At 63.9% G+C, this 12,649-nt stretch carries 14 protein-coding genes and 1 pseudogene; 6 read left to right on the top strand and 9 right to left on the bottom strand.

The window, feature by feature from the left end; translation table 11 throughout:
* Positions 1–275 precede the first annotated feature (275 nt).
* Positions 276–1,478, top strand: coding sequence for an IS110 family transposase (locus J7I85_RS04855; RefSeq protein WP_214847397.1), 1,203 nt, complete (start codon positions 276–278; stop codon positions 1,476–1,478).
* On the opposite strand, the gene J7I85_RS04850 is transcribed toward J7I85_RS04855, so the two are convergent.
* The 9 genes from J7I85_RS04850 to J7I85_RS04815 all read right to left on the bottom strand — a co-directional run bounded on the left by J7I85_RS04850 (position 1,466) and on the right by J7I85_RS04815 (position 9,278).
* Positions 1,466–2,167 carry an IS30 family transposase gene (locus J7I85_RS04850; protein WP_214847395.1) on the bottom strand — a complete coding sequence of 234 codons (702 nt, stop codon included), beginning with the start codon at positions 2,165–2,167 and terminating at the stop codon, positions 1,466–1,468. The genes J7I85_RS04855 and J7I85_RS04850 overlap by 13 nt on opposite strands.
* Positions 2,168–2,384: 217 nt before the next feature.
* The gene (locus tag J7I85_RS24880) at positions 2,385–2,843 is read right to left on the bottom strand and encodes a hypothetical protein (RefSeq protein ID WP_251023949.1); all 459 of its coding nucleotides are present in this window, start codon (positions 2,841–2,843) and stop codon (positions 2,385–2,387) included.
* On the bottom strand, positions 2,840–3,976 hold the full coding sequence (locus J7I85_RS04845; RefSeq protein WP_308159396.1) for a cation:proton antiporter: 1,137 nt from the start codon (positions 3,974–3,976) through the stop codon (positions 2,840–2,842). Before J7I85_RS04845 ends, J7I85_RS24880 begins: the two co-directional genes overlap by 4 nt.
* 254 nt (positions 3,977–4,230) lie before the next feature.
* Positions 4,231–4,557, bottom strand: a complete 327-nt coding sequence (locus tag J7I85_RS04840; protein ID WP_214847393.1) for a carboxymuconolactone decarboxylase family protein — start codon at positions 4,555–4,557, stop codon at positions 4,231–4,233.
* A gap of 121 nt (positions 4,558–4,678) precedes the next feature.
* Positions 4,679–5,521: an SDR family oxidoreductase gene (locus tag J7I85_RS04835; RefSeq protein ID WP_214847391.1), complete on the bottom strand. Its 843-nt coding sequence runs from the start codon at positions 5,519–5,521 to the stop codon at positions 4,679–4,681.
* Between the two features lie 200 nt (positions 5,522–5,721).
* A complete protein-coding gene (locus J7I85_RS04830) occupies positions 5,722–6,483 on the bottom strand; it encodes an SDR family NAD(P)-dependent oxidoreductase (protein WP_214847384.1) in 762 nt (253 codons plus the stop codon).
* 31 nt (positions 6,484–6,514) lie between these two features.
* Positions 6,515–7,735 (bottom strand): MFS transporter, encoded by a 1,221-nt coding sequence (locus tag J7I85_RS04825; RefSeq protein ID WP_214847382.1) that lies wholly within the window; start codon positions 7,733–7,735, stop codon positions 6,515–6,517.
* A gap of 100 nt (positions 7,736–7,835) precedes the next feature.
* Complete coding sequence (locus J7I85_RS04820; RefSeq protein ID WP_214847380.1) at positions 7,836–8,708, bottom strand: aldo/keto reductase; 873 nt, start codon at positions 8,706–8,708, stop codon at positions 7,836–7,838.
* A gap of 99 nt (positions 8,709–8,807) precedes the next feature.
* Entirely contained in the window at positions 8,808–9,278 is a 471-nt protein-coding gene (locus J7I85_RS04815) for a nuclear transport factor 2 family protein (protein ID WP_214847378.1), read from the bottom strand.
* 273 nt (positions 9,279–9,551) lie between these two features.
* Between J7I85_RS04815 and J7I85_RS04810 the strand changes: the two genes are divergently transcribed.
* From J7I85_RS04810 to J7I85_RS04790, 5 genes and pseudogenes are all read left to right on the top strand, one after another.
* Complete coding sequence (locus J7I85_RS04810) at positions 9,552–10,262, top strand: TetR/AcrR family transcriptional regulator (protein ID WP_214847376.1); 711 nt, start codon at positions 9,552–9,554, stop codon at positions 10,260–10,262.
* A 100-nt stretch (positions 10,263–10,362) separates the two neighbouring features.
* Positions 10,363–10,599, top strand: a pseudogene (locus J7I85_RS04805) (helix-turn-helix domain-containing protein); the annotation flags it as partial.
* 271 nt (positions 10,600–10,870) lie between these two features.
* On the top strand, positions 10,871–11,017 hold the full coding sequence (locus J7I85_RS04800) for a lmo0937 family membrane protein (protein WP_214847374.1): 147 nt from the start codon (positions 10,871–10,873) through the stop codon (positions 11,015–11,017).
* A 279-nt stretch (positions 11,018–11,296) separates the two neighbouring features.
* Positions 11,297–11,800, top strand: a complete 504-nt coding sequence (locus tag J7I85_RS04795; RefSeq protein ID WP_214847372.1) for a hypothetical protein — start codon at positions 11,297–11,299, stop codon at positions 11,798–11,800.
* A gap of 119 nt (positions 11,801–11,919) precedes the next feature.
* A partial coding sequence (locus J7I85_RS04790; protein ID WP_251023948.1) for an SLC13 family permease occupies positions 11,920–12,649 on the top strand: 730 nt, incomplete at its 3' end.

Genomic DNA, 12,649 nt, shown 5'->3' with positions numbered 1-12,649 from the left:
ACTTCGATGCCGTCGAACCGATGATTAAGTCCCCTTCCTTACGTTTTTGTTGTGGGTGATTTCGGAGCTGTCGTAGTGTTTCGACCACCCTCGGGTGGCGGGTATGGCACAAATCGCCCTGCCGCTTGGACGGCTCACTGGGAATGGCCGCCCGCTGCCCGCCGATGACTCGACCGCTGATTGAGACTTACGACATTGATCGTTGGGTAAGGACGTGCCGGCGTAGTTATCGACAGGGCTACGAAAAATGGAAGCTGATCGAAGGGGGATAAAGCATGCCGGCGGTTTGGGTGGGAATCGACTCGGGCAAGCGGGCTCATCATTGCGTGGTGATTGATCAGGCCGGGATGGTCCTGCTCTCGATGCGGGTTGAAAACGACGAGGGCGTGCTCCTCGAGCTAATCGCAAAGGTCGTCGAGATCGCGGCCGGTGGCGATGTCTGTTGGGCGACGGACCTGAACGCCGGCGGCGCCGCGCTGTTGATTGAACTGTTAGGCGCGCATGCACAGAAGTTGCTTTATATCCCGGGACGGATCGTGCACCACGCCGCAGCAACGTACCGCGGCGATGGCAAGACCGACGCGAAGGACGCCAGGATAATCGCGGACCAGGCGCGGATGCGCACCGATCTGCAGCCCGTCCGTGGTGGAGACCAGATCAGCGTGGACCTGCGGCTCTTGACCGCCCGTCGCACCGATCTGATCTGCGACCGTGTCAGGGCAATTAACCGGCTCCGTGCCACCTTGTTGGAGTACTTCCCGGCGCTCGTGCGGGCGTTCGATTACTCGAAGAAGGCGCCCCTGATCCTTCTCGGTCGCTACCAGACCCCTGAGAGTATCCGGCGGACAGGTCTAACCCGGCTCAGCAGCTGGCTGAAGAAACACGGCTGCCGGAACAGTGCCAAGATGGCCGAGAAGGCCCTCATAGCCGCGAATGCCCAGCACACCGTCCTGCCAACGCAGACCACAGGCTCTGCCCTGGTCGTTCGGCTGGCCGCGCAGATCAACACTCTCGACGCAGAGATCGACGACGTCGATGCCCAGATCACCGACCTGTTCCGGCAGCACGAAAGCGCCGATGTTCTGCTGAGCATGCCCGGTTTCGGCCCCGTACTCGCAGCGACTTTCCTCGCGAACATCGGCGGCAACCTGCACGCGTTCGACTCTGCCGATCGGCTCGCCAGCGTCGCGGGCCTGGCGCCAGTCCCACGTGATTCCGGACGTATCAGCGGGAATCTGCACCGCCCGCGTCGCTTCAACCGCAGACTCCTGCGAACCTGTTACCTCGCCGCCCTCTCCAGCCTGAAGAACAGCCCGGCCTCGCGGATCTACTACGACCGGAAGCGCGGCGAAGGAAAGTCACATAAACAGGCACTCATCGCCCTCGCCCGCCGCCGCATCAATGTCCTCTGGGCCATGCTTCGCGACCACACCCCCTACCAGGAACCAATGCCAAGAATCAGCGCTCAGGCGGCTTGACAGAAACATTGAGATTCCCAATGGCCGGGAACGGCACGGTCCTCGACCTCGGCCGGCCGGTCAGAGATCATCACCATCTCTTGGAACCGCTGCGGGCGAGGACCCTCCGGCCTTTGCGGGCGCCGACTCACCCGTCCGGACCGCAGCGCCGCCGTGACTTCCAGGCGCAAGGATCCGCGGCCCTGGACGTAGAGGGCCTGGTAGATCGTTTCGTGTGACACCTGCATCTCCGGATTCTCCGGATGCTCCACCTTCAGTCGGCCAGCGACCTGTTCCGGACTGAACCGGTCGGTGAGCATCGTGGTGACCTGTTCCCGTAACGCTAACCCGTCCAACTTCCGCGGCTTCGGCCTGCGGGCACGAGCCCAGGTTTGCTCCTGCGCGAGCGATGGCGAATATCGGTCACTGACCCGGTTCCGCGCGACCTCCCGGCTGATCGTCGAGGGAGCCCGTCCCAGGATGGCGGCGATACGACGCACTCCCTGGCCCTGGGCGAGCCGGAAGCCGATCTCTTCCCGCTCACGCAACGACAAAAGCCCTGCACGGGGCACACTGAAATCCGAAACCGGCGATGGCAACACCTTCTGATGGTCGCTCAACCACCGGTACGCGGTCGGACGCGACACCCCGGCGGCCCGCGCCGCTACGGCTACCGACAGCCCGGCATCCAGCCCTTCCCAGAACGCCAAACGAACACTCAACGGCGACCACGGTCTGCCCATCGACGACACCCCACAGAATTCAGGGTGTTGCACTCACCACCTGAACTCGCCACACCTGGGTTATGAGACCTCGCCTTGGCACGGCGATGGGTTCAGCTGCCTGTAAGGATCCTTGAACCGTCCAAGCCTCGGCCTGAAGGATGAAGATGAGCACGGCTGCCAACGGGTGGATCGTAAAGGGAACTTATTCAGTGCTGTCGTGGCGTGCCAGCCTTACTTCTTCTATGTCGAGCCTGGTCTGCACTTGGCGGAGCACTGTGTCATCGATGCGGCTTTCGTCCCGGAGTCTGACGACAGCGGCGCGTTTGCGGGCGAGTAGTGCCAGGCGCAGCGCAGTGTCGTGATGGTCGTGCCGGAGCGCTGGGTCGTCTCCGGCCTGGTCGTTGCTGGCGTGCAGGACGCGCAGGCGTTCCTCGTATTCACGGCGGAGCCGGTTGATGACTTTCTGGTCGGTGCCAAGGTCGTCGGCGAGTCCTGGAAGTGCTGTCAGGGCTTCTTCGGTAGCGGTGATTTCGGCGAGCTGGCGTTCCTCGTCGACAGACTTGTCGTGGGGCAGACGGGCCCAGCGGACCACTGCCGGCAGCAGCGGACCCTGGACAACGAGAGTTACGACGATGACACCTGAGGTCACAAAAATGATCATGTCCCGTCCGGGGAACGGGGCTCCAGAAGCCAGCGTCTCAGGGACCGCCAGTGCTGCACCAAGCGAAGCGACACGGCCCCGCGGAACCCTGCGACTCCGCTGACTACCCGGGCACGGTTGCTGACGCGGCGCAGGCGCTGCTCGGGCCTCCTGTCGATGAGCCGGATCGCATAGGTGGTGACGAACAGGAAGAGGAAGCGGATGCCGACCACCACTGCCGAGACTGCTGCCACAGCCAGCAGCCCGGCCGCGAGGCCCACACTGCTCAGCCCCCGGACAGCGGACTGCAGCTCCAGGCCAACCAAGACAAACAGGGCGGCGTTGAGCAGGAACGCCGTGAGGGACCAGAACGCTTGTCCCTGCCGGCGGGCTCCGGCCCGGACCACCCGGGGACCGATCTGGCTCATGAACAGCCCGGCGACGACCACGGCCAGGACCCCTGAGGCGTGGACGGTCTCGGCGAGCAGGAAGGCGGTAAAGGGGGTCAGGATGGAGAGGACGTTGGCCAGCAGAGGGTCCTCCAGGCGGCGGTGGATCTGCATTCCGACCCACGCTGTCACAGCCCCGGCCAGTGCCCCGGCGCCGTAAGCGAGCAGGAACAGCCCAGAGATGCGGGGGACGTCGAAGTGCTGCTCGCCGACGGTGATGCCCACGGCCAGACCGTAAATCACCAGGGCGGTTCCGTCATTGATAAGGCTCTCGGCACGCAGCGCCGTGACGTTGCGGCGGGGCAGCGCCCGGGCGAGAACCCCGACGGCGGTTGCATCGGTGGGGGCGACGGCGGCGCCGAGAACCCAGGCAGGCCCCCAGGGCAGGCCGAGTGCGTGCGCGACCAGGGCCACGCCCCCGGCAGTAGCGATTACCAGCGCGGTACTCATCAACACGATGCCGCGCAGGTTGTTCCGGATCTCCCGCAGGGACGTGGTCAGACTTTCCCAGTACAGCAAGGCCGGCAGGAACAGGAACAGCACGGTTTCCGGAGGCAGATGGACCTCACGCAGTGCGGGAATGAAACCCAACAGGGCGCCGCTGGCGAGCAGCAGTACAGGGGCGGCGACCCGGACGTGGCGCGCTGCGATGTTGCACACCAGCACCACCACGCCCAGGATCACGACCAGTTCAAGTCCAAGCACGATTATTGCCTTTCACGTGGTCGGTCGGCCCGCTTCGCCCATGATCCGCAGGTCTTCCCCATCCTTTATCAGCGGCAACCCCTAGGCGCGCGGACGCCGTCGATGTCCTCCCGGACGCGACCCATTCGGTTGCGGTCGTAGAAGTCCCGGGCCTGAGGAACCGGCGTCCGTCATCGCCGGACGCGAGGAGAAGTTCCTTCTCTTCGCGTGGAGCGAAGAGAAGGAACTTCGGAGCTCGTCTTCGGCCTTCGCCGCTAGTCGGTAAACACCTTCTTCGCAATCCCCATCGCGGCCATCCCGTAGGGCCAACCGGCGTAGAAGGCGACGTGGGTCAGGGCTTCGATGAGCTCTTCCTGGGTCACGCCGTTCTCGACCGCACGGCCAAGATGGAACTCGAGCTGCGGGTAATGACCGCCGGCCGCGAGCAGCGCGACGGTGATGAGGCTGCGGTCGCGGGCCGCAAGCTCGGGGCGGTTCCAGACGTCCTCGAAGAGCACGTCGTCGGTGAGGGCGGCGAGCTTGGGGGCGAAGTCTTCGAACAGGTTGCGTCCGCCGCCTACCTGCTTGGGCTGGTCAGTCATGAGGATCCTTCTTTCATTTGGGTGCGTTGGTGGTGGGTTCTACGGTTGTAGCGGCACTCTGGTCCGCCACCGTCGTTCATCTGATGCCTGGAGCCGCGGTTCGTGGCGCTGCTCCGGCCGGTCAGTCCGCGTCAGTGGAGGACGCGAGCTGCTTCTGGGCCTCGAGCGCCGTGAGGCGATCCTGCAGCACCTGATGGGTTGTGCCGTAGGCGTCAGAGCCGAGCAGCAGTCGCAGCGGCGCGGGCTCGACATCGACGCTGTCGATCATCGCGGCGACCATCTTGCCCGTGTCACCGAGCGCCTCAACACCGATCAGCCCGCGGAACGCGTGAGCCGGGTTGCCTTCATAGGCGGCGAGCTCGTCGGCGATCTGCACGCTGCCTCCGAGGAATTCGGTGCGCGCTGCACCGGGCTCGACGATCGTCACACCGACGCCGAACGGGGCAACTTCCTGCGAGACGGACTCCGCAAAGCCTTCGATGCCCCACTTGGTGGCGTGATACATCGACGAGCCGGGGAAGGTGACTTGCCCGCCGTAGCTGGAGATCTGGATGATCCGTCCCCCGCCCTGTGCACGGAGGTGTGGAAGCACAGCGCGGATCAGCTGGATCGAGCCGGAGAGGTTGGTGTCAATGATGTGCTGGATCTGCTTGTCGGAGAGCTCTTCGGCCGCGCCGAAGAGCCCGTAGCCGGCGTTGCTGACCACGACGTCGATGCGCTCAACGTCGCCGAAGGCGCGGTCGACGGTCGAGCGAACGGCGGCGGCGTCGGTAACGTCGAGCAGCTCAACGCGGAAGGCGTCGCCGTACTGCTCCTGCAGGTCCGCGACGGTTTCGGGCTTGCGCACGGTGCCGACGACATGGTCGCCGCGCGTGAGCAGCTGCTCGGTGAGCACCCGGCCGAAGCCGCTGGATACACCGGTGATGAGCCAGGTGCGCTTGGCGGTGATGGAATCGGTGGTCATGGTTCTCCTATTTTCGAGGGTCAGCCGGTTAGGAAGGTCTTGGGTTCGTTAAGAGATGAGGAGGCTACCGTCGGCGCTGCTGGTGGTGCGCACGCTTTCTGGTCAATGTCTCGGGCACCGAGCACGACCGAGTGGCCATGAGCGGCGGGACCTGGTGAGGGCCCGGCTGACTTTCTGCCCGTCCCGAGGATCACCTGTTCTCACGATTCGCCTCTGAGCCTGTCAGCGGGTGTCGGGAGGGCGACGCCGGTGTGGTCGGCGATCTGTGCGATCAGTTCGTCCTGGAAATCTTGGTTCAGGGTGGCTGGGTGGGGTTTCTGCTGGTGCATGTGGTGCCAGTATCCGCCGGTGACTTCGGCTCCGGGGTCGTTGCTTCCGGCCAGCCATGCCTGGGTGAGGTGGCCTTCGCGGAGATCATCCGACGCCGCGGGCCCGCCCATGCGGGTCGGCACCCAGCCGGGGTCGACGGCATTGGTGTGGACCTCGGGCCAGATGCGGGCGAGGAACATCGTGAACGCGGTGATGAACAGTTTCGAGTCCGAGTATGTCTTGGTGGCCCGGATCCCGGACCAGTCCGCGCCGGTCAGGTCGGCCCGCCCGCCGCGGTGCATGCCGCTGCTGAGGTACACCAGCCGGTCCGGGCGTTCAATCAGTGCCGTGAGCAGGTAGGGGGCGATGACGTTCACCGGCAGGAGGGCGGCTCCGTCGACGACGCCGGCGTTATGGATGATGGCGTCCATCCGCCCGATGCTGTTCACTTGCTCTGCGACAGCGCGAACGCCGTCGGCTCGGGCGAGATCTCCGACGACGATTCGGACACCGCGTTCGGTCAGATCGTTCAGTGCGTCGGCCCGGTGCGAATTGCGGGCGTGGAGGACGAGCTCATGCCCATTCTCGAGGAGGTCCAGGGCGGCATTCCGGCCAAGTCCTTCGGAGGATCCAGTGATGAAGATGCAGGACATTTAAGGATCTCTTTCCTGGTGTTCGGTGGTGTCAGTTCTGGTCGGCGAGAGCACCGCGGCGGGTGAAGACCCAGACGAGGAGCGCGCCGATAACGATGGCCAGGGCGGTGCCGGTGATGGTGGTCCACCCGCCGGTAGCCCAGAGCGGTCCGGCGAGGGCGGAACCGATCGCGCCGCCGAGGAAGTTGCTGACGACGAACGCGGTGTTCAGGCGGCTCCGGTTCTGACCGGGCAGGGACAGCAGCCGGGTCTGGCCGAGCACGAGGGTGGCTTGGGCTGCGAGATCCAACACGATCACGACCACGATCATGGCGATCACGGAGGACTGTGCCAGCCATGCGCCGACAAGGGAGACTGCCAGGAGGCCGAGCGCGACTCCGGAGGCTGGCACTGACCAGCCACGGTCGTGGAACATGCCCGCCCGCCGTGCGGCGACTGCACCCACGAGGCCAGCGAGACCGAACAGGCCAATCTGGCCGACAGTGAAGGAGTACGGGGGCGCCGACAGTAAGTAGGTCAGGGAGGTCCAAAACAGGGAGAACACGGAGAACACCGCGGCACTGATGAGGATCGTGGGCCCGGCCGCGCGGTGCTGGGCGACGGTGGTGAACACGGACCTTAGCAGACGGAAGTAGTTCGTGGCCGGGCGCTGTTCCAGCCGGGGGATCATAAATGACAGCACGACAGCCAGAGCGACGGCGAGGATGGCGGCGAGGACGTAGATGGCGCGCCAGCCGACGAATTCCGCAATGGCTCCGCTGATGGTGCGTGACAGAAGTACGCCGATGAGGGCTCCGGAGGCGATGGTGCCCAGCACGCGGCCGCGCTGATCGGGAGCCGCCAGCTCGCTGGCGAGCGGGGTCAGCAACTGCGCGGAAACGGTGGTGAGCCCCACTCCGCCGAGCGCGGCGAGCAGTAGCGAGAAAGTGGGGGCGGCGGCCGCGCAGATGAGGGCGAGGGCTGACAGTCCGAGGACGAGGGGGATCATCTTCCTGCGGTTCAGGACATCGCCAAGGGGGACGATCAGGAAGATTCCGAGCGCGTAACCGATCTGGGTGACGGTTACCAGGGACGCGGCGGCAGCGGAGGAGACCTCAAGCGAGCCGGCGATCTCCTCGATGAGGGGCTGCGCCCAGTAGAGGTTTCCGACGGCGAGGCCGCCGGCGATCGCGAAGATGATGGTCCGACTGCGGGTCATGCCACTGGTGGTGCCGGTGACAGTCGCTACCCTGTCTTTGAGCCTGGTAGCCATGATGCCTTCTTCCTGACGCCGCACCCGGGGCGTCGATCGATGAAACAGAACCGGGCGGGCCGCCGAACAGATGCGGCCCGCCTGGGGTGTGGAGCGGTGCTCAGGCTTCGTCGATGACGATGCCGGAGGACTCGAGGTCGAGGCTGTCGATGTCGAGGGTGTCCCCGGTGTCCAGGGCATCGATCCGTGCCAGCTCATCGGTGGTCAGCTCGAAGTCGAAGACGTCGAAGTTCTGGGCGATACGTTCGGCGTTGATGGACTTCGGGATGGCGGAGCGGCCCTGCTGGATGTGCCAGCGGAGCATGACCTGCGCGTTCGTCTTGCCGTAGACCTCGCCGATGGCGCGGATCGTGGTGTCGTTCAGCGGGTTGGTGGGCGCCCCGTTGTAGCTGCGGATACCACCGATCGGGGACCACGCCTGGGTTAGGATGCCGTGTTTGGTGTTTTTGGCCTGAATCTCGGCATGAACGTTGTACGGGTGCAGTTCAATCTGGTTGACTGCCGGCACGACGTCGGTTTCCGCGAGTAGTGCGTCGAGACGGACCGGCACGAGATTGCTCACGCCGATGGCGCGGACAGCCCCATCGGCCAGGAGCTTCTCCAGCGCCTTGTAGGCCTTGATCGTCCGCTCGAACTTCGCGGTCAACGGCTGGTGCAGAAGCAGCAAATCCAGCTGCTCCACGCCGAGCTTCTTCGCACTTTTCTCGAAGGCGTGCAGCGTCTCTTCGTACCCGTAGTCGGTGATCCACACCTTGGTTTCGATGAACACCTCTTCCCGCGGCACACCCGAGCGGCGCAGGCCCTCTCCAACCTCCCGCTCGTTCAAGTAGGCGGCGGCGGTGTCGATGTGTCGGTACCCGAGTTCCAACGCCGTCTGCACGGCCGTGACTGTCTCCTCCGGAGCTGTCTGGAACACGCCCAATCCGATCGCGGGCATGGTCACGCCATTGTTGAACGTTACTGTCGAGGACATTTCTTCTCTTTCGTCTGTCGGTTCAATGGTGAAGTTTGGGCGCACGCCCGAGAGAGGCTGCCGCGTGAAGAGTGCGCTGCAGGATGGCTTGCAGCGTGTTTAGGAAGCCTCCGCCGCCGCCCCTTGGGCGGGCTTGTGGTGGGCGCTCATGTCGCCGACGCCGTCAGCATCGACAACCCGCTCGCTAAAACGCCAAGATCCCTCTTCGAATACGAACGTGTCGAGGTAACGCCCTTGGAAAATCAGCTGCAGGGGAAAGTCCTGGGTTACCTGGATCGAGTCGACGTACGAAACGCTTTGAGCGGTTGCGCCGTCCTCCGCGACGTCGATGATCAAGTTGCTCACCACATGCCGGGTACCAAGCCTGTCACCGTAGACACGGATGACCTGGAGGGCAGCGAGATGCTCCTCGGCGCCGTGGCAGACCACCTCGGGCGATAGTTGCCAGCGCGCGTTCTCGAACAACGCGGCGGCGCCGGCCAAATCAGCACCATCCAGACGATGGCAGTAGGTGTAGATCAAGCGTGTGATCGCCGATTCGGCATCGCGGCGCTGGTCAGATGTCAGCATGTTTTCCTTCACTTCTAATCGGCAGTACCACTGCCCTGTTCGCGCTGGGCGCCGGAGCGTTGACTGCTACCAACCTGGAGTACCCGAGTTCAGAGGGGACTTCGGAGCCCTGCTGGAGGTGCGGTGTTTGGTGTGTGTGGAACTTCGGCGTTTGGATGCACTGTGCCTGACGGCAGCAAACTTGATCTTCGCAAATGGATACTTTGCATCCGGATACCAAAAAATTTATCAGAAAAGCGGATACGCCGCAACCGCTTTGATAGGCTCTTGCACATGACGGACGTAAAGCTGCGGAAGGATGCCGCCCTCAATCGCGCACGACTCTTGGAAGCAGGGCGCGAGGTTTTCGCCCAGCGGGGCCTGGATGCGACCCTGAACGATGTCGCCCACTACGCGGGCGTGGGCGTGGGCACCGCGTACCGACGATTCGCGAACAAGGAAGACCTCATCGACGCGATTCGATGCCAGCAGGACAGTGAACTCGAGGCAATCCTGAATGAATCCCTGGCGATGGATGACCCTTGGGACGCACTCGTGCACTACTTGGAGAAATCGCTCGCTCTGCATGTGAGGGATCGCGGTATGGCCGAACTCCTCACTGGAAGACGTGTGAGGCCGGAAATGCACGATCAGAGCCGCAGCCGGCTCGCGCCTCTCGTGAATCGCGTCGCGGACCGTGCACGAGACGCCGGAGTCATACGCGCAGACGCTACCGGCACCGACTTGATCTTCCTCCAAATAGCTTGCATAGGTATCAGCAACGTCGTGCAGGACGGCCCCGAAATCGAAGAACGCAACGATGCCCGTGACCTATACCGCCGCTATCTCTGGGTCATGCTCGATGGCCTGATCCCTCAACGCGACGACACTGCACCACTGCCCGTGAAAGCACTCACGACGATGCAGCTCCACACACTCCTCAGCGACCCCATCACCGCGGACAACTCACACGCGACGCGAAGCAACGTCAACGGCAGGCCGTAAGCCGATCCCCTGCGGTTCGACACCAACACTTGTGCGCGCTCTCCCGAAACCACCAAACGAAAGTGCCCTGAACGCTTCACCGCAAATCGTCTCGAAACCCAAGATCAAACGGGAACGGATCACCGATTCGGTAGCCAAGCGCCGGGCCGCCGGTAGCGACCTGGGCGGGCGCCGGGAACGGTTCACCGACAGCCAGGTCGAGAACGCTCGCCGCCTGATCGACGCCGGCCAACCGGCCACCCACGTGGCCAGGGACCTGGGCATGTCCCGGGCGACCCTGTACCGGCGCATGGGCGAACTCGACGCCCGGCAGTGGATCACTTCTCAGGCTCCCTGACCAGACGCCCAGTACCAAGCACGGGCTGGGTCTTGGAATCCTACGAGCACGAGGCATCGACCGTGGTGTCGCTCATCCGCCCGGTTGAAAGCACTGTCCCCACCTTCCGACACAGCGGGCCTCCACCGTCCCCGGCACTCCTGCCCGAGTTGGGAAACACGACACGAGTGGAAAAAGATTACTAAGCGTGCTTGCCTTTTGTTCAGTTCCTGTGGCTATGTTGAGAGCGAAAAGGCTTTTCGTCCGCGCCACATAGACAAGGGAGACTCTCATGTTGCTTTGGATAGCCATCGCTATCGCAGTTCTCTGGCTCCTCGGCCTTCTCGCCAACATCGGCGGCGGCCTTATTCACATACTCCTGGTTGTCGCCGTCATCGTCCTGATCTTCCACTTCGTCCGCGGCAGGTCCCGCGCCTAAGACGAAGTCACCAGAACTCTCGTGATGAGGTGGTTGGCATACCTAGGGTTGTTGATTCCCCGAAGCCGCGACTGTCGCCAAGTCTCTCGGAGGCACTCATCGATAAGTAGGGCCGAAAGGCTCAGTGCTTGCAGCAGTGCGGACCTTGGTTTTTCTCCTCCGTTTGGCGGCATCCGCTGAGTATTGCTTGACCATTTTCAGCTGATTGGATCGCGGAGCCGAGCGGCGTTCAACAAGTCGGGAAGTTGCCGCTGAAACAAGGCTGCCCGGTCAACACTAGTGGTCTCGACAATCCGCGCGTTCGAGTATCCAACGATCAACGCCGTCCCTGGCTGGCTCGCCGAGGTGGAGCACGCGCATCCGGAGCGGGCATGGATCGCTGACGTCATGGCCATCCATGCCAGCGGCAAGCGACTCGCGTTCGAGGTACAGCTGTCGCCGCAGAACGAAGACGAGTACATCCGCCGGTCACAGCGTTACGCAGATGACCGCGTCGGTGCGGTGTGGATCGTCCCCGACACCCACGATTGGTTCCGGGTTCAGGTGCCGATGATCGTGACTGGCTTCGGTAAGACCAGCGACCTGCCCGGGGCACCGGGATCGCTTATGGACCTGGCCCACTCTTGTTCGCACCGATCCTGTACTGAAAGGGATGATCCAGCAGGCAACTCAAGAAGCGGACACTCTGGCCGCAGGTTCCGATCAAGAGTCCCTGGGCACCGCACCGTGGACATCTCCTGCGTTTGGGATCTGCGGCTTAAGTACACCGGCTCTGAAGACTAGAACGGTCCGGCCAGCATCGACCGCTTCGCGGGAAACCACCCCATGTCGAAGTGACCCGCGCCCACGGCCGCGGATGGACTCTGATCCGACCCTTCATGTTGGGCAAATAGACTCCGTTCATGCGGTTGGCGATCATTGGTACGGTTCTGCTTGCGGCCGGCGCCGTGTCCGTGGTCACCGGGGCCCTGCCTTTGGCTGAGTTGGCGGCGCTGGTTGACCGGGTGGCGCCGATCCTGCTGTTTGTCGTTGCGATGACCGTGGTGACGGAGCTGGCGAGCGAAGCCGGTGTCTTCCTTTGGACAGCGCGCCGGCTCCGGCACTGGGGCCGGGGACACAGCGTCCTCTTGTGGTTGTTTCTCGCGGTGTTCGCAACGTTGAGCACCGTCTTCCTGTCGCTGGACACCACGGCGGTGCTGTTGACCCCGGTGGTGGTCAGCGTGACCAGGCAGGCCGGTCTGCCGCCGCTCCCTTATGCCCTGACTACTGTTTGGCTGGCCAACACCGCGAGCCTGCTGCTGCCGATTTCCAATCTGACAAACCTGCTGGCGCAGCACAGCCTGGGCGGTATCAGTCCTGCCGGTTTTGCGGCTCTCATGTGGGGGCCGTCCCTTGCTGCCATTCTCGTGCCGTTGGTGTTCGTCGGCATCGTCTTCCGCCGCGATCTTCGCAAACGCTATTCGCGGATCCCGGTCGGGCGGATCAGGCCGGATCAGGAAAACGGGGGAGGATCGACGCCTGCGGCGACGGACCGGGTCCTCCTTGGGGGCACCGCCCTCGTGCTGGCTTTGCTGCTGCCGGCTCTGGTGTCCGGGGTCCCGGTCTGGATTCCCGCCGTGGCTGCCGCCGTTG

The organism is Arthrobacter sp. ISL-65 (assembly GCF_018613795.1).
Taxonomy (GTDB): domain Bacteria; phylum Actinomycetota; class Actinomycetes; order Actinomycetales; family Micrococcaceae; genus Arthrobacter.
Note: the sequence above shows the minus strand (reverse complement) of the source record. Positions and strands in the feature narration are given on the sequence as shown.

Bases quoted from the DNA above. Each gene is read 5' to 3' on its own strand.
- J7I85_RS04855 (WP_214847397.1), top strand. From the start codon at position 276: ATGCCGGCGGTTTGGGTGGGAATCGACTCGGGCAAGCGGGCTCATCAT.
- J7I85_RS24880 (WP_251023949.1), bottom strand. From the start codon at position 2,843: ATGATCATTTTTGTGACCTCAGGTGTCATCGTCGTAACTCTCGTTGTC.
- J7I85_RS04840 (WP_214847393.1), bottom strand. From the start codon at position 4,557: ATGACTGACCAGCCCAAGCAGGTAGGCGGCGGACGCAACCTGTTCGAA.
- J7I85_RS04835 (WP_214847391.1), bottom strand. From the start codon at position 5,521: ATGACCACCGATTCCATCACCGCCAAGCGCACCTGGCTCATCACCGGT.
- J7I85_RS04830 (WP_214847384.1), bottom strand. From the start codon at position 6,483: ATGTCCTGCATCTTCATCACTGGATCCTCCGAAGGACTTGGCCGGAAT.
- J7I85_RS04825 (WP_214847382.1), bottom strand. From the start codon at position 7,735: ATGGCTACCAGGCTCAAAGACAGGGTAGCGACTGTCACCGGCACCACC.
- J7I85_RS04820 (WP_214847380.1), bottom strand. From the start codon at position 8,708: ATGTCCTCGACAGTAACGTTCAACAATGGCGTGACCATGCCCGCGATC.
- J7I85_RS04815 (WP_214847378.1), bottom strand. From the start codon at position 9,278: ATGCTGACATCTGACCAGCGCCGCGATGCCGAATCGGCGATCACACGC.
- J7I85_RS04810 (WP_214847376.1), top strand. From the start codon at position 9,552: ATGACGGACGTAAAGCTGCGGAAGGATGCCGCCCTCAATCGCGCACGA.
- J7I85_RS04800 (WP_214847374.1), top strand. From the start codon at position 10,871: ATGTTGCTTTGGATAGCCATCGCTATCGCAGTTCTCTGGCTCCTCGGC.